Annotated in this window: 16 protein-coding genes; 12 read left to right on the top strand and 4 right to left on the bottom strand. The window is 65.9% G+C overall.

All coding sequences use genetic code 11. From position 1 onward, the window contains the following. Positions 1–22: 22 nt before the first annotated feature. The 8 genes from OIE68_RS42510 to dgoD are packed head-to-tail and all read left to right on the top strand — an operon-like array spanning position 23 to position 8040. A complete protein-coding gene (locus OIE68_RS42510; RefSeq protein ID WP_327096530.1) occupies positions 23–1069 on the top strand; it encodes a substrate-binding domain-containing protein in 1047 nt (348 codons plus the stop codon). Beyond that, positions 1060–2580 (top strand): sugar ABC transporter ATP-binding protein, encoded by a 1521-nt coding sequence (locus OIE68_RS42515; RefSeq protein WP_327096531.1) that lies wholly within the window; start codon positions 1060–1062, stop codon positions 2578–2580. The genes OIE68_RS42510 and OIE68_RS42515 overlap by 10 nt, the downstream gene beginning before the upstream one ends. Then, the gene (locus OIE68_RS42520) at positions 2577–3617 is read left to right on the top strand and encodes an ABC transporter permease (protein WP_327096532.1); all 1041 of its coding nucleotides are present in this window, start codon (positions 2577–2579) and stop codon (positions 3615–3617) included. Before OIE68_RS42515 ends, OIE68_RS42520 begins: the two co-directional genes overlap by 4 nt. Before the next feature lie 19 nt (positions 3618–3636). Beyond that, entirely contained in the window at positions 3637–4521 is an 885-nt protein-coding gene (locus OIE68_RS42525) for an SMP-30/gluconolactonase/LRE family protein (RefSeq protein ID WP_327096533.1), read from the top strand. Beyond that, on the top strand, positions 4518–5129 hold the full coding sequence (locus OIE68_RS42530; RefSeq protein WP_327096534.1) for a bifunctional 4-hydroxy-2-oxoglutarate aldolase/2-dehydro-3-deoxy-phosphogluconate aldolase: 612 nt from the start codon (positions 4518–4520) through the stop codon (positions 5127–5129). Before OIE68_RS42525 ends, OIE68_RS42530 begins: the two co-directional genes overlap by 4 nt. 58 nt (positions 5130–5187) lie before the next feature. Beyond that, the gene (locus tag OIE68_RS42535) at positions 5188–6132 is read left to right on the top strand and encodes a sugar kinase (protein WP_327096535.1); all 945 of its coding nucleotides are present in this window, start codon (positions 5188–5190) and stop codon (positions 6130–6132) included. A 10-nt stretch (positions 6133–6142) separates the two neighbouring features. After that, positions 6143–6898, top strand: a complete 756-nt coding sequence (locus tag OIE68_RS42540) for an SDR family oxidoreductase (RefSeq protein WP_327096536.1) — start codon at positions 6143–6145, stop codon at positions 6896–6898. Beyond that, on the top strand, positions 6895–8040 hold the full coding sequence (dgoD, locus tag OIE68_RS42545) for a galactonate dehydratase (protein ID WP_327096537.1): 1146 nt from the start codon (positions 6895–6897) through the stop codon (positions 8038–8040). Before OIE68_RS42540 ends, dgoD begins: the two co-directional genes overlap by 4 nt. A 23-nt stretch (positions 8041–8063) precedes the next feature. On the opposite strand, the gene OIE68_RS42550 is transcribed toward dgoD, so the two are convergent. The 3 genes from OIE68_RS42550 to OIE68_RS42560 all read right to left on the bottom strand — a co-directional run bounded on the left by OIE68_RS42550 (position 8064) and on the right by OIE68_RS42560 (position 10254). After that, the gene (locus OIE68_RS42550; protein WP_327096538.1) at positions 8064–8273 is read right to left on the bottom strand and encodes a DUF2510 domain-containing protein; all 210 of its coding nucleotides are present in this window, start codon (positions 8271–8273) and stop codon (positions 8064–8066) included. A 158-nt stretch (positions 8274–8431) separates the two neighbouring features. Continuing rightward, positions 8432–9637 carry a lipase family protein gene (locus OIE68_RS42555; RefSeq protein WP_327096539.1) on the bottom strand — a complete coding sequence of 402 codons (1206 nt, stop codon included), beginning with the start codon at positions 9635–9637 and terminating at the stop codon, positions 8432–8434. Between the two features lie 86 nt (positions 9638–9723). Then, positions 9724–10254, bottom strand: coding sequence for a CGNR zinc finger domain-containing protein (locus tag OIE68_RS42560; RefSeq protein ID WP_327096540.1), 531 nt, complete (start codon positions 10252–10254; stop codon positions 9724–9726). 38 nt (positions 10255–10292) lie between these two features. On the opposite strand from OIE68_RS42560, the gene OIE68_RS42565 reads away from it, so the two are divergent. Then, a complete protein-coding gene (locus OIE68_RS42565) occupies positions 10293–11270 on the top strand; it encodes a DMT family transporter (protein WP_327096541.1) in 978 nt (325 codons plus the stop codon). Positions 11271–11395: 125 nt separating this feature from the next. Further along, positions 11396–12361: an NADP-dependent oxidoreductase gene (locus OIE68_RS42570; RefSeq protein ID WP_327096542.1), complete on the top strand. Its 966-nt coding sequence runs from the start codon at positions 11396–11398 to the stop codon at positions 12359–12361. A 50-nt stretch (positions 12362–12411) separates the two neighbouring features. Here the strand turns inward: OIE68_RS42570 and OIE68_RS42575 are convergent, their stop codons facing one another. Further along, entirely contained in the window at positions 12412–13305 is an 894-nt protein-coding gene (locus tag OIE68_RS42575) for a LysR family transcriptional regulator ArgP (RefSeq protein ID WP_327096543.1), read from the bottom strand. 65 nt (positions 13306–13370) lie between these two features. Between OIE68_RS42575 and OIE68_RS42580 the strand changes: the two genes are divergently transcribed. Both OIE68_RS42580 and OIE68_RS42585 read left to right on the top strand, forming a co-directional pair. Next, positions 13371–14000 (top strand): LysE/ArgO family amino acid transporter, encoded by a 630-nt coding sequence (locus OIE68_RS42580; protein ID WP_327096544.1) that lies wholly within the window; start codon positions 13371–13373, stop codon positions 13998–14000. A 105-nt stretch (positions 14001–14105) separates the two neighbouring features. Beyond that, positions 14106–14918: a hypothetical protein gene (locus tag OIE68_RS42585; RefSeq protein ID WP_327096545.1), complete on the top strand. Its 813-nt coding sequence runs from the start codon at positions 14106–14108 to the stop codon at positions 14916–14918. The last annotated feature ends 13 nt before the right edge of the window (positions 14919–14931 follow it).

The following is a 14931-nucleotide window of genomic DNA, read 5'->3' on the forward strand; positions in this document are numbered from 1 at the left end:
CGCAGCATCAGAGGAGCACCCCATGTCCTGGACCCGCCGAAGCCGTTGGACCAGAGCCGTTTTCTGCGGGGTATCGGTCGCGCTGGCCGTGTCGGCCTGCTCATCGGGCAAGGACGATTCCCAGGCGACCGGACCGCAGCACACCACCGGCGCGATCAGCCTGGTCTACGCCCAGAAGCAGGGCGATCAGGAGTACTTCATCGGCGAGGCCGAGGGGGCCAAGGCCAAGGCCAAGGAACTGGGCATCGATCTGAAGGTGGTGAATCTCGGCAATGACGCGAACAAAGCGGTCACCGAGGTGCAGAACGCGGTGAACCAGAAGGCAAGCGGTGTAATCGTCGTGGTGCCCGATCCGTCGGTCGGTCCGCAGGTCGCCCAGCTCGCGAAGGCCGGTGGTGTCGCATTGCTGACCTCCGATGACCAGGTCTGCACGAACGGGCCGGATCCATCGTCCTGCGCGAAAGACAATCTCGTGCCACGGGTCGGCTTCAGCGGCACCCAGATGGGCACCGAGGTCGGCACCCGCGCCGGTCAGGACTTCAAGAAGGCCGGGTGGAAGCCGGAGGAGACCGCGATCATCGACGCCTGGAAACAGGACGTGACCGTGTGCACCGACCGGGTCAAGGCCAATCAGAAGGCCTTCAAGGAGGCCGCCGGTGTGGACGTCAAGGTGATCGAGGTCGGCACCGACAACACTCCATCGGATGCGCAGAACAAGATCTCGGCGACGGTGTCGGGCAATCGGTCGGTGAAGAACTGGATTGTCATGGGCTGCAACGACGAGAACGTCAGCGGCGGCGTCGCGGCGATCCAGAACGCCGGATACTCCGCCGACAATGTGCTCGGCGTCGGCCTCGGCGCCTACCTGGCCTGCAAAGAATGGCGCGGCGGCAAGCCGACCGGCTTCAAGGCAGCACTGTTCATCAATGGCAAAGACGTTGGCGCACTGTCGGTTCAGACGATCTACGACTACCTGAAGAACGGCAAGCAGATGCCGCCCGAGGCCTATGCGCCGACCAAGATGGTCGACTCGACCAACTGGCAGCAGGCGGGCGTCACATGCGGCTGACCGGACTGCGGGTATCCGGGCTGAGCAAGAGCTTCGCCGGGGTGCCGGCCCTGCGCGAAGTGAGCCTGGATTTTCCCGCTGGTGCGGTGACCGCCCTGATGGGTGAGAACGGGGCGGGTAAATCCACCCTGATCCGCATCCTCGGTGGCGATCACCGCCCGGATGGTGGCCGGCTCGAGTTGGATGGTGTGCGACTCGAGCTGGCCACCCCCGCCGACGCGCGGTCGGCCGGAATACGGGTGATCGGCCAGGAGCCGGAGATCGTGCCGCATGTTTCCGTCGCCGAGAACGTCTATCTCGGATCGCTGCCGCGGCGCTCGGGCCGGCTGCTCGATCGGGCCGCCCTGCGCGAACGGATGCGCGCCGACCTCACCCGACTCGGCTTCGACCGTGACCTCGACCCGGACACCATCGGATCGAAACTCACGGCGGCGCAACGGCAATTGGTGGAGATCATGCGCGCGTTGACCACCGATGCCAAGGTGATCGCCTTCGACGAGCCGACGTCATCGCTGTCGGACCATGAGACCGAATCGCTGTTCGCGCTCATCGGTCGATTGCGTGCGCAGGGCCTCGCGGTGATCTATGTATCGCATCGGATGCGGGAGATCTTCCGGCTGGCCGATCGGGTCGCGGTGCTGCGCGATGGCGCGCTCGTCGGTGAGCGCGCGATCGCCGCCGCCACCGATCGCGAGATCGTCCGGATGATGGTCGGCCGGGATCTGTCGACGTTGTTCGCGCGCAAGCACAATACGCCGGGCCGGGTGGTGCTCGACGCGGATGCGGTGACCACCGACGACGTTACGGACGTGAGTCTGCAGGTGCGCGCCGGTGAGGTGGTCGCGCTGGCCGGTCTGGTCGGCGCGGGTCGCTCGGAACTGGCCGGTGCGCTGGCCGGTGATCTGCCGATCCGTTCCGGCGAGGTGCGGGTGGACGGTAAGAAACTGCGTCTGCGGCAACCGCGTGACGCGGTGCGGGCCGGAATGGGGTACGCGCCCGAGGAGCGCAAGGCGCAAGCCCTGCTGCTGCATCGCGGTGTGCGCGACAATATTTCGCTCGCGATGCTCGACCGTTTACGGCGGCTACGGTTCGTCCGGGGCGGCGAGGAACGGCGGCTCGCGCGTCAGTACGTCGAATCACTCAGGGTGCGAACACCTTCCATCGAGCAGGAGGTGCGCAAGCTCTCCGGCGGCAATCAGCAGAAGGTGGTACTGGCCCGCTGGCTCGCCCGGAAACCCAAGGTGCTCATCCTGGATGAGCCCACCCGTGGCGTCGATGTCGGCGCCAAAATCGAGATCTATCACATCATCGAGGAACTGGCCGAATCCGGTGTCGCGGTGCTGGTGATCTCCTCGGAGCTGCCCGAAGTGCTCGGCCTGGCCGACCGGATCGTGGTCATGCAGCACGGCCGGGTCACCGGCGAACTGGACCGCGAAGAGGCCAGCGAGGAGGCGATTCTCGCGCTGGCCATGGCCGCCGACCTGTCGCATACATCGCAAGGAAACCCATGACAGACCAACAACTTTCGATACCGGTGGAGACCACCGCGCCCTCGGTGTCGGCTCCCGGCGCGGCCACGCGTCGGCTGGTGCAAGCGATCGGCACCGGCAATCTCAGCCTCATCGGCGCACTCGCGGTGGTGGTCGCGATCTTCGCCTGGCTCAACGACGGCTATCTGGATCCGGCGAATCTGGCCGGAATCGGTGAAGCGGTAACGGTTTTCGGTCTGCTCGCCGTGGTCCAGACGGTCGTGATCATCTGTGGTGCGCTGGATATTTCGGTCGGCTCGCAGGCCGGTGTCGCCTCGGTGATCAGCGCGATGGCATTTACTGCGACCTCTGACAATGCCTGGTTGGGCATTCTGGCCGCGATCGGTGTCGGGCTGGTGCTCGGGGCGATCAACGGGTTGATCATCGTCTACGGACGCGTCAATCCGGTGATCGCGACACTGGCCACCCTGGCCGCATTCAAGGGCCTCGCGCAGTTGATATCTGGCGGTAAGGCACAGGGTTTCGTGCTCGGCGACGATGTATTCATCTTCATCGCTCGCGGCAAGATCCTGGGTCTGCCGGTGCCGGTGGTCATTCTCGCGGTGGTCGCGATCGGTATGCATGTGCTGCTGAAGTACACCGATATCGGCCGCAATATCTACGCCATCGGCGGAAACGACACGGCCGCAAGGCTTTCCGGCATCAATATCAACAAATACCTGATCGCGGTGTTTGTGCTCGCGGGCGCGGTAGCGGCGATCGCCGGGATCATCCTGACCGCGCGGACCGGCTCCGGGCAGCCGGTCTCGGGCAGTGAGGGGCTCGAGCTGAAGGCGATTACCGCGGCGGCGTTGGGTGGGTGTGCGCTAAAGGGTGGTAAGGGCACGATCGGCGGCACACTGCTGGCCGTCGTGCTGCTCGGTGCGCTGGACAACGGGCTGAACGTTGTTGGTGTGAATACGTTCTGGCAGAACGTTGCGCAAGGGTCGTTGCTGGTGGCGGCGGTTGTTATTCAGCAGCGGCGCAGCGGGGAACGTGCGGTCGGGTTGCCGACCTAGAACCCGTCAGGAGCGAATGATGATCGAACTGAAAGCCGACCGGTGCTCGCCGAGGCCGGGCAGGTTGTGCGAGGGACCGGTCTGGGATGACCGCACCGATGAGGTGCTGTGGGTGGACATTCCGGCGGGCCGTATCCACCGCGCGACGCTGCGCGACGGTGACCTCGTCCAGCGGTCCACCGTGGCGCTGGGGAAGCGAGTCAGCGCGGTGGTGCCGTGCGCATCGGGCGGGCTGATCGCGACTGCCGTCGACACCTTCCTGCATATCGCTGACGGCGCAATGACCGAGGTCGCGGCGCTGTCGCTGCCCGATGACGGGGTTCGGCGGCGCATGAACGATGCCAAGGCCGACCCGTGGGGGAGACTGTTCGCCGGGACCATGTCGGAAGACGAAATCCAGGGCACCGCAGCGCTTTATCGACTCGATCCCGATGGCGAGCTGAGCATCGTGCGGCGGCAGGTGACGATCTCCAACGGACTCGGCTGGAGCCCGGACGGTGCCACCGTGTATTACGCGGACAGCCCGACCCGCCGAGTCGACGCCTTCGATTATGACTCGGCCATAGGCACTTTCAGCGGCGGACGCATCTTTGCGGAATTCCCGGACGGTCTGCCCGATGGATTGACCGTGGACGCACGGGGTTTCGTCTGGGTCGCGGTGTGGGGTGCCGGGCAGGTTCGCGCATTCGATCCCTCGGGTCGGCCGCATGCGGTGATCGATGTCGGTCCTGCGCAGGTCTCCAGTTGTGCCTTTGCTGGACCGGACCTGGATGTCCTCGTAATCACCACGGCCGCTGAAGGTTCCGCCGATCCGGATGCCGGGCGGCTGTTCACCTGTAGGCCGGGCGTGACCGGTCTTCCGACGAATACCTACTCCGACGCGAGGTTGGTGAGCAACCCATGACTGACCATGGCCTGATCCTGGATCCGCCGGTAATCGCAATCCTGCGCGCCCCGACGGCCGCTCGGTTCGCCGAGGTGGCCGCCGTACTGCACGAGTCGGGTATCACCGCGGTGGAGTTCACCCTCAACTCGCCGGGTGCACTGGAGGCATTGCGCGACTGCGCCGGATCGGTCCACCCGGTCGGTGCGGGCACGGTGCTCACCGCGGTCGATGCCGCACGAGCCGTGGATGCCGGTGCGGCATATCTGATCACCCCGACGGTGTGCCGCGAGGTGATCACGGAGGGCCTCCGCATGGGTGTCCCGGTGATCTGCGGCGCGTTCACACCCACCGAGATCTACAGTGCGTGGCAGGCGGGCGCGACCATGGTCAAGATCTTTCCGGCCTCGGTCGGCGGTCCCGGCTATCTGAAGGCGATTCAGGGTCCGCTGAACGAGATCCCACTGGTGCCGACGGGCGGCATCGGGCTCGCAGATGCCAGAGCATATTTGGATGCGGGTGCCAAGGCGCTCGGCATGGGTTCGCCGCTTGTCGGTGATGCGTGCATCGGCGGTGATCTGGACGCGCTGCGGGAACGCGTATCTGCGGTGCGGAAGGCACTGCTGTGAGGGCTGTTTCGCACGGGCCGATTGGGGTTGCGGCTCTCGGCGCGCGAAGGTCGCTGCTATGACCGGTGGATTGGTCACCCTGGGCGAAGCGCTCGGTGTTGTCGCCGCCACCGAGCCCGGTCCGCTGGCTCCCGGTGCGGCAATGCGCATGGATTTCGCGGGTGCGGAAGCGACGGTCGCCATCGGCGTCCGCAGACTGGGGCACGAGAGTGCGTGGGTGGGCAGCGTCGGTGCCGATGCCGTCGGCACGATGGTGCTCGATCGGCTCCGCGCCGAACGGGTCGATATTTCGCGGTGCCGAATCGATCCGGAACTGCCGAGCGGGCTGATGGTGCGCGAGCGACGAACTGCCGACCACATGCGAGTTATCTACTACCGTAAGGGTTTCGCAGGATCTCGACTGTCGGCCGCCGACATCGATACCGCTCAGATCGCCGCCGCACGGGTGCTGCATCTCACCGGCATCACCCCGGCACTGAGTTCATCCGCCCGCGACGCCGTTCATACCGCACTCGACGCCGCCATCGATGCCGGGGCGATCGTCTCACTCGATATCAACTATCGCCGCGCACTGTGGTCGGAACCCGATGCGGCCGTGGAGCTTTCGAAACTGGTGTCGCGCGCCGACATTGTCTTCGCCGGTGCGGATGAAGCCGCCATCCTGGTACCTGCTGCGACCCCTGCCGCGATGGCGGAATCCCTGGCCGCACTAGGACCTTCGCAAGTCGTGATCAAACTCGGATCCGAAGGCGCACTCGCACTGCACAACGGTCAGCTGATCCGACAGCCCGCAGTGGGTATCCGCAGCGTAGACCCGGTCGGAGCGGGTGATGCGTTCGTCGCGGGCTACCTCGCCGGTGTGCTCGACGACGGGTCCGTGAGACACAGCCTGCAATTGGCCACCACCTGCGGCGCATTCGCCGTATCCGTCGCCGGTGATTGGGCTGGTCTGCCGTTCCGGCACGAACTCGGCCTGCTCACCGGCGCCGACATCAACCGATGAAGGGAACAGCATGAGTCGTCTGGCAGACCGGGTCGCGGTCGTCACCGGGGGTGCATCCGGCATCGGTGCGGCAACCGCACATCGGCTCGCCGCCGATGGCGCCGCGGTCGTCATCGCCGATATCGCCGAGGCGAGTGGGCGCGAGGTCGCCTCCAAGATTCGTGCGGCCGGTCATCGAGCCGAATTCGTCCGCTGCGATGTGTCGTCCGAGGACTCCTGGATCGAGCTGCGGAACAGTGTGAACGAGTTGTTCGGACCGCTGGACTTCCTGTGCAGCAACGCATCCCGGCAGGCCACCATCCCGGCACACGAATTGACGAGGCAGGCATGGGATGACGGCCTCGCGGTCAACCTGACTCCGCTGTTCCTCGGCCTGCACACCTTCATCGACGATCTACGCAACCGCAGCGGCAATGTGGTCGCGGTGTCCAGTGTGCACGCCCAATTCGGGCTATCCGGATATCCGGTTTATGCCGCCGCCAAGGGCGGGTTGACCGCATTGGTCCGGCAACTAGCCGTGGAGTACGGGCGCTCTCGCGTGCGGGTCAATGCCGTACTGCCGGGCCCGATTCTCACCCCGGTATGGGACGACGTCGACGAGGCAGGTCGGCGGCTATCCGCCCAGGCCACCGCCCTGGACCGGATGGGTGCGCCCGAGGAGGTCGCCGCCGCGGTCGCCTTCCTCGCCTCCGACGACGCGTCCTTCATCACCGGTGCCAACCTGGTCGTCGACGGCGGCTGGAGCGTGCGAAAGGAGTCCCGGTGAAGATCACCGCACTCACCACCTACCTGGTCGCGCCGCGCTGGTGCTTCCTGAAGATCGAGACCGACGAGGGCATCACCGGCTGGGGTGAACCGGTACTCGAGGGCCGCGCCCACACCGTCGCGGCCGCGGTCGACGAACTGGCCGACTACCTCGTCGGCAAGGACCCGATGAGTATCGAAGCGCACTGGCAGGTGCTGACCAAGGGCGGTTTCTATCGGGGCGGACCGATCCTGTCGAGTGCGGTCGCGGGCATCGATCAGGCGCTGTGGGATATCACCGGAAAGGCGCTGGGCGTACCGGTTTGGCAGTTGCTCGGCGGTGCGGTGCGCGATCGTGTCCGGGTATACAGCTGGATCGGTGGCGATCGTCCCGACGATGTCGCGCGCGCGGCGGTAGAACGAAAAGAACAGGGCTTCACCGCGATCAAGATGAACGGCTCCGCCGAATTGGAGCTGATCGATACGCCGCGCGCGACCCGAGGCATCGTCGATCGCGTCGCGGCGGTGCGCGAGGCAACCGGCGACGATTTCGATATCGCCGTCGATTTCCATGGCCGCCTGTCCATTCCGATGGCGCGACGGGTGCTGCCGCTACTCGAACCGTATCTGCCGTTCTTCGTCGAGGAACCGCTCGTTCCGGAGTGCAGCAGCCAGATCGGCGAGATCACCCGCGCGACAAGCATCCCCATCGCCACCGGTGAACGGCTCTATTCGCGTTGGGATTTCAATGCGGTGCTCGATCAGGGCATCGCCGTCGTCCAGCCCGATCTCTCGCACGCGGGTGGCATCTCCGAGGTCCGCCGCATCGCCGCCCTCGCCGAGGCTCGCGATATCGCTCTGGCCCCACACTGCCCCCTCGGCCCCATCGCCCTCGCCGCCAGCCTCCAGGTCGGCTTCGCCACCCCCAACCTGCTCATTCAGGAGCAGAGCCTCGGCATCCACTACAACACCGGCTCGGATTTGCTCGACTACCTAGCCGACCCGACGGTCTTCGCTTACCGCGACGGCTATGTCGACCTGCTCCAGGCCCCCGGCCTCGGCATCCAGATCGACGAAGCCGCGGTGACTCGCGCCGCCGAACACGGGCATCGCTGGCGAAATCCGATCTGGCACCGAAAGGACGGTTCCTTCGCCGAGTGGTGACGGTCCCCGAAGTTTTTCCCCCATCATTGCCGCGGCTGCGTGTAATTCGTCCACTGATACCCGTCGAACCACCGCACCAGCGCCGGATTCGCATGGTCCGGATACCACCCCGGAGCCATCGCAGACGCCTGCGATCCACCCCTCGAACCGGACTTCACGATCAACACGATGACCACTGGCACCGCCACGATCACAAGCAGAATCAAGATGTGCAACAAACTGATAGCACCCATGCGGTCAGTATGTAGTACACCCGACCCCCCGGCCCTCCACGGGAGTCCCTGCTGTACGGGTGATCGTTGCGTTGTTCTCTCTCGGGCGATGCCGCCAAGGATGCACGGTGATCACTAGTAGAGGAGTGCGTCGGCGCGGCTGCTCTGGTCCGAACGGATCAGCATCCGTTCGGTGCCGGAACACCTGCGAACCGATCCGCCAGATACTCAGCCGCATCCTGTTGGCGGACAAGGCCTTCCAACACATGGTCGAGCCAACCATCGCGGACGATCTGTACGTTTGCCCCGCCTGCGCACCACTGACGCGTCATATCGTCGGCTTGACTCACCGGCACGATTTCGTCGAGAACGCCGTGAAAGCTGTAGATCGGGACGCGTGGCACGAATCGGCCGAGCGTATTGCGCGCCAGGACATCAGCGACGCGTGGATCACCGAGGAGGTCCGGCACGGCCGACAGGCTACGTAGGCTGGTGAAGGCGAGACTGGTCAACGATTGTTCGGTGCACATCTGCCGAATCCGGGAGAACACCTGCGTGCCTTGGGGATTGAGCAAAGACGCGATACCGACCTCGGGATACTCGGCATCGATACCCGCCAGCGTTGCGATCACCAGTGGACTGGCCGCACCCTCACCGTTGAATCGGCTGAGCAGCAACAGGTCCGACGGGATGCCGCCCAGGGCTGCCCCGACGATGGGGAGTTCGGGTGCATAGGACGGCTGCAACTGGGCCGCCCACCCAGAGATGGCCGCACCACCGGAATAGCCGGTCAGTCCCCAGGGGGTTGCCGCGGTGAGATCTCCGGGCTCGAATTGCCGGGCCGCCCGAATGCCGTCGAGCACGATGTGTCCGCCGGAGTAGCCCGCCGAGAATGCCGACCTCGGTCCCTCGTGGTCCGGTACCACGACCGCCCAGCCCCGGCGCAACAACGCGACGGGAACCGAGGTTTCGTTGGCTTGCAAACCGATGCCGGAGCCACTCTGCATAGTGCGTGAGGGCGCGCATTGCTCGGATACCGCGTCCTCGGCGAACTGGACCGAGACCGCAGGCCTCGGATCCGGACCCGGCCATGGCGTTGTGGGAACGAGAAGGGTGGTGACCCCCAGAATCGGCTGGTCGTGAGAGTCGTTGCTGCGGAAGGAGATCTGCCATGCCCGCGTGTCTGCCGGTAAGTCGGGAATGGCGAGTTCTACCGGCCTGGCTGCCACGATTGCGCCGGGTGTGAATGCCGACAGCGACGCGGGCGCTTGGTAGAACGAGTCCTGTTGCGTGGGAGCCAATTCGGATGTCGCTGGTTCCGCATGCACGGTTGGCGAGCCCGCGAGTGCGCAGATGGTCCCGACGATGAGCACCAGAAACCGCATGACACACCTTCTCGGGGAGAGGATTCAGTGCCAGCAAGGTAGTACCGGACTCGCCCGCCTGCGATTGCGCTTCCACTGATCGGGATTCACTTCTTCCTGGCGCGGTAGGCGGCGACAGCGTTGCGATTTCCGCAGGCCGTGCTGCAGTAGCGGCGCGATCTATTGCGGGACAGGTCGAGAACCAGGCCCTCGCAGTCCTCGTCGGCGCAGAGGGATAGCCGACTCAGCTCGTCGGAGCGGACCAGATCGATCATTGCCATAGCGGTCTCGACGGCGATGCGAACGGGGAGCGGAGCCTGCGCGGGCACCGCATGGATGTGGTAGTCGACATCGCCGTGCCTGACCAATTGCGGCAGGGCTCGATGCTTCGACAGCGTCTCGTTGATCAGCCGTACCGTTGTCTCGCGATCGCTGGTCAGCATTCGGCGTAGCGGCGTGCGCAGGGCGCGCACGGCCGCGAGCTCGGCGGCGTCGCCGGAGTGCACGCCGGTGTAGACGTGCTTGACGAAAAACTCGTCGAGCTGGCCGATCTCGGTCAACGTATCCGGCTCCTCCGCCGAATTCACCAGCTCCACCGCAGCAACCAGCGCCGCCTCGGTGTCATGAGCAAAGATCATGTTGACATATTACCCGACCGACCTTAGCGTCATTAGTCATGGTTGCGATGGCTCATGACAACACTGCGCAGCGGCTGCGGACCGGACTGCTCTGCGCGGTGGTGTCCGCGTCCTCGTTCGGGCTGTCGGGATCACTGGCTCGCGGCTTGATGAATGCGGGCTGGAGCTCCGCATCCGTGGTGGCGGTCCGTGTGCTGGTCGCCGCTGCGGTTCTGGTGCCGATTGCGTTGGTCCAATTGCGCGGTGACTGGGATCTGTTGCGCCGCAACGCATCGTTGATCACCGCGTACGGACTGCTCGCCGTGGCAGGCACCCAACTCGCCTACTTCAACGCCGTCGCCCATATGCAGGTCGGCGTGGCACTGCTCATCGAATACACCGCGCCGGTCGCCGTGGTGGGTTGGCTATGGCTGCGTCATAGCCAACGACCCAGCGCGGCAACGGTTCTCGGCGCACTACTCGGAATGACCGGCCTGGTCCTGGTCATCGACCTGCGCTCCGGCCTGGCCGCCAGCGGCATCGGCATCGCCTGGGCCCTCGCCGCCATGATCGGAGCCGCCGCCTACTTCCTGCTCTCCGCCCACGGCGACGGCACTCTGCCGGGCACCGTACTCGCCGCCGGAGGCCTCCTCCTCGGCGGACTCGCCCTCCTCGCAGCGGGCGCGATCGGCATCGTTCCGCTCCGTGCCACCACCGATCCCGTTGTCTTCCAACACCTCACCGTCTCCTGGTGGCTCCCCGTCCTCGCGCTCGGCACGATAACCGCCGCCCTCGCCTACGTCTCCGGCATCGCCGCCACCCGCCTCCTGGGCTCCCGCCTCGCCTCCTTCGTAGCCCTCTTCGAAGTCCTGGCCGCCCTGGCCTTCGCCTGGGTCCTCCTCGGCGAATCTCCCCGCCCGCTCCAACTCCTCGGCGGCGCCCTGATCCTCATAGGCGTAATCACCGTCCGCCGAGGCGAAACCACCCCCGCCCTGCAGACCCCCGAATCAAGCCGACAGCTTCGCCTGGAACGGTGACACGGCGCATTGGGTGGCCGCACAGGCTCGATCTGTGACCGGGACCACATCGGCGGCAACCGGCGAGGCCAACCCAAGGGCGCGGCTTGACCTTCACGTATACGTCAATCCGTAGCGTCGCTCCCATGACTGTTATGACGCGAACCGCACGGGCTGTCCAGCTTTCCGCGCGACCGGACGGATTTCCGGAACTGTCCGACTTCCGACTGGTCGAGCAGCCGGTGTCCGATCCGGCGCCGGGGCAGGTGCTGGTACGGAATCTGTACATGTCGGTCGATCCCGGGATGCTCATGCAGATCGGCGCCTATCCGGGAATTCCCATGCCGTCGTTCGCTGTTGGCGCCACAATGTCCGGCGACGCGATCGGTGAGGTCGTCGCCTCCGCGGATCCGGATGTTCCGGAGGGCGCGCTGGTGCTGCATCGGCTCGGTTGGCGGGAGTACGCGATGGCCGAGGCGAGCGCGATACGGGTCGTGGATCCGGGTGCGTACCCATCGCCGTCCAGCTATCTCGGATTCGGGCTGGTCGCCTACGCGGGCCTGACGGCCGTGGCGGGTCTGCGTGCCGGCGATACCGTTTTCATTTCCAGCGCGGCGGGCGCCACCGGTGGCATGGCCGGCCAGATCGCGCGGCTGCTCGGCGCGGGTCGGGTCGTCGGTAGCGCTGGCTCGGCGCGAAAGGTACGCCATGTCATCGACGAACTCGGCTTCGACGCGGCCTTCGATTACCACGACGCGCCCCTGGCCGAGCAGTTGCGAGCAGTCGCGCCGGATGGCATCGACGTGTATTTCGACAATGTGGGTGGTGCTCAGTTGCGGGCGGCGATCGAGGTGATGAACGTGGGCGGACGCATCGCGCTCTGCGGTGCTCTCACTCGGCAGCGGTCCGGCGGTCTGCCCGCCGTATTTCCCTTCGAACCGCGCTGCGCCACCGGATACGCGGCCGTCGGACCGCCACGGGTTGCCGAGTTGAACGAGCGCATCACTCGGTTGACGGAACTGCGGGACCGGCTGCTCGACCGCATGCCCTGGCTCGCACCCGACGCCCCAACCGCTCAGCGCGACGAAATCCCGTCCACCGACCAGGAATAGGGCGGGGCCTCCACCGCGCACTGGCCGCCCTTCCCGTGACATTCCCCAAGTCACCGACGTGGACCATCTGACAGCGCCTCAGCCGCGGCAGCCGCAATGGCACCCGCGACGCCACTGAGCGCAGGCGAATCGACCTTCCACTGCTGCCAATAGAGCGGCACATCGATATACGAATCCCCATCGATGGGCACGAGGTCCCGACCACCCCGAGTCTGCAGATCCGGCAGCATTCCCCACCCCAGCCCGATCCGAATCGCCTCCGCGAATCCGGCCGACGACGGCACATAATGCCGCGGCGGATCCACCGGCTGCCCACATCGCCGCCGTAGATGCCGATCCTGCAGATCATCCTTGCGATCGAAAAGTACAACGGGTGCAATGGAATACGCCTCGGCGCTCGGCCCATCCGCGAACCAGGTCCGCGCGAACCGCGGATTCGCCATGGGCCGATAACGCATGGCACCCAGCCGCTTTACCCGACACCCCTGCACTGCCGACGAGGTGGCTGTGATGGCCGCCATCACCGTCCCGTCGCGCAGCAATCGAGTCGTATGTTCCTCATCCTCGCGATGTATCTCGAAACACACACCGGCGGGCGCCTGCCGCAACGCGGGCATCACCCACGTTTCCAGCGAGTCGGCATTGACCGCGATCGGTACCCGGATCGGCCGACCCGGGGGCCGATCGACATCACCGAGTTCGCGTGCGGCATCCCCGGCGAGCAACTCGATCTGTCGCGCCAAACGCAGCACCGCGAGCCCGGATTCGGTGGGCCGCACCGGTTTTGTGCGTTGTAGCAGGATGCGACCGGCCGCATCCTCGAGCGCCTTGATGCGTTGACTGATCGCCGACGGCGTCACGCGCAGACTGCGGGCGGCCGCATCGAAGGTGCCCTCGGTGACCGCCGCGTTGAGCGCGCGGAGCTGATCGAGCTGCAGGTCCATTAAGAAATCGTAAAGGTACTTCAGAATCTTTAGCTGGTCTGGTCAGAGCTGCGGATCTAGCGTCGATGCATGTGACGGCATCATCGGCGGCCCTGGCGGCCATCTCGGGACTCGGCTTCGGACTCTCCTTGATCGTGGCGATCGGCGCGCAGAACGCTTTCGTCCTGCGACAAGGTCTGCGCGGTCAGCATGTGCTCGCGGTGGTCGCGGTCTGCACCGTGTCGGACATCGTGCTGATCGCCGCGGGAGTCGGCGGGTTGGGCGTCGTGGTCGAATCCGCACCCGTGCTGCTGACGGTGATCCGCTACGCCGGAGCCGCATTTCTGCTCGGCTACGGCATTCTCGCCGCCCGCCGCGCCTTCGCGTCATCGAGCCTGACCGCCGAGTCCACCGGCGCCACCGTCGCACTCGGCGCGACCGTCCTCACCAGCCTGGCCCTGACCTGGCTCAACCCGCACGTCTACCTGGACACGGTGCTGCTGCTCGGCTCCTTCGCCAATACCTACACCAGTCCGGACCGCTGGTTCCTCGGCGCCGGCGCGATGGTCGCCAGCATCATCTGGTTCGCCTCGCTCGGCTACGGCGCCCGCAAACTCGGCCCGCTGTTCGCCCGCCCTATCGCCTGGCGCGTGCTCGATTCGGTGATCGCGGCCGTGATGTTCTGCCTTGCGCTGGGCCTATTGCTCACCGGCTAGGCTGGCATAACTGCAACGCCGGGGGATCGGCTCGCGATCAGTACCTGACTGGTTCGGCCGAAGCAGGGCGGGGGTCGCCGCCCCGGCGGGAGAGGTGGGCAGGCAGTGAATTATCCGTATGGCTATGGGGAGCAGCCGCGGCAGGATCCGGCGTCGTGGGGACAGCCGGTGGACTATCCGGCGCAGCAGGGCTGGGCGCAGACGGGCTACCCGATGGGGTATCCCAGCGCGCCGCCGCCGGGCCCGCCGCCGCCGAAATCGAAGACCGGTGTGATCGTCGCGGTGGTGCTCGGGCTTGTCGCGGTACTCGCCGTGGTAGGCGTCGGCCTGGTCGCGATCACCGCGCGAGATAACGACCAACCGCAGGCATCGGACGCCACCGCCACCGTCGTTCCGGCGACGAGCACCCCGCGAACGAGCACCCCGCGAACGACCACGACAACGCCGCGCCCGGGGCAGCCGTCATCGGGCAAGCTCACCTACAACGACTTCGCCGGCGACTGGAATTTCAAGTTCGACAGCGTGGAACTGCACGCCGACTGGGTCGAGGGCCGCGACCACGCCAACTGCCGCGATTTCGAGGTGGACGGCAAGCTCAGCGGACTGGGCTGCAAGTACGCCGCCGAAATGGTGTACCGAGCCGAGGGCGGCGGGCTGAAGATCACCCAATTCGTCATTGCCATGTCGAGCGAGAGCCAGGCCACCGCCGCGCTCGGCAAGTTCACCGACGAGGACCTGCACCTGCGACCGGGCACCTACATCGACAATTTCGTCACCGGCAAATGGCGCGACGGGACCGAGAAGGAGTTCGTCGTGGTCACGGTGGCCACCGCGAATGCTGCCGTTGCCGCGGACACGGTCAAGAAGTATCTGCAGTACCGGCACGCGGATACGCTCGGCGCACTGGCCTTCCGTTAGCCATCACCGTGTC

The organism is Nocardia vinacea (assembly GCF_035920345.1).
In the GTDB taxonomy this organism is placed as follows: Bacteria; Actinomycetota; Actinomycetes; order Mycobacteriales; family Mycobacteriaceae; genus Nocardia; species Nocardia vinacea_A.

Bases quoted from the DNA above. Each gene is read 5' to 3' on its own strand.
- OIE68_RS42540 (WP_327096536.1), top strand. From the start codon at position 6,143: ATGAGTCGTCTGGCAGACCGGGTCGCGGTCGTCACCGGGGGTGCATCC.
- OIE68_RS42575 (WP_327096543.1), bottom strand. From the start codon at position 13,305: ATGGACCTGCAGCTCGATCAGCTCCGCGCGCTCAACGCGGCGGTCACC.
- OIE68_RS42580 (WP_327096544.1), top strand. From the start codon at position 13,371: ATGCATGTGACGGCATCATCGGCGGCCCTGGCGGCCATCTCGGGACTC.
- OIE68_RS42550 (WP_327096538.1), bottom strand. From the start codon at position 8,273: ATGGGTGCTATCAGTTTGTTGCACATCTTGATTCTGCTTGTGATCGTG.
- OIE68_RS42515 (WP_327096531.1), top strand. From the start codon at position 1,060: ATGCGGCTGACCGGACTGCGGGTATCCGGGCTGAGCAAGAGCTTCGCC.
- OIE68_RS42570 (WP_327096542.1), top strand. From the start codon at position 11,396: ATGACTGTTATGACGCGAACCGCACGGGCTGTCCAGCTTTCCGCGCGA.
- OIE68_RS42565 (WP_327096541.1), top strand. From the start codon at position 10,293: ATGGTTGCGATGGCTCATGACAACACTGCGCAGCGGCTGCGGACCGGA.
- OIE68_RS42530 (WP_327096534.1), top strand. From the start codon at position 4,518: ATGACTGACCATGGCCTGATCCTGGATCCGCCGGTAATCGCAATCCTG.
- OIE68_RS42525 (WP_327096533.1), top strand. From the start codon at position 3,637: ATGATCGAACTGAAAGCCGACCGGTGCTCGCCGAGGCCGGGCAGGTTG.
- OIE68_RS42535 (WP_327096535.1), top strand. From the start codon at position 5,188: ATGACCGGTGGATTGGTCACCCTGGGCGAAGCGCTCGGTGTTGTCGCC.
- OIE68_RS42555 (WP_327096539.1), bottom strand. From the start codon at position 9,637: ATGCGGTTTCTGGTGCTCATCGTCGGGACCATCTGCGCACTCGCGGGC.
- OIE68_RS42560 (WP_327096540.1), bottom strand. From the start codon at position 10,254: ATGATCTTTGCTCATGACACCGAGGCGGCGCTGGTTGCTGCGGTGGAG.
- OIE68_RS42520 (WP_327096532.1), top strand. From the start codon at position 2,577: ATGACAGACCAACAACTTTCGATACCGGTGGAGACCACCGCGCCCTCG.
- OIE68_RS42510 (WP_327096530.1), top strand. From the start codon at position 23: ATGTCCTGGACCCGCCGAAGCCGTTGGACCAGAGCCGTTTTCTGCGGG.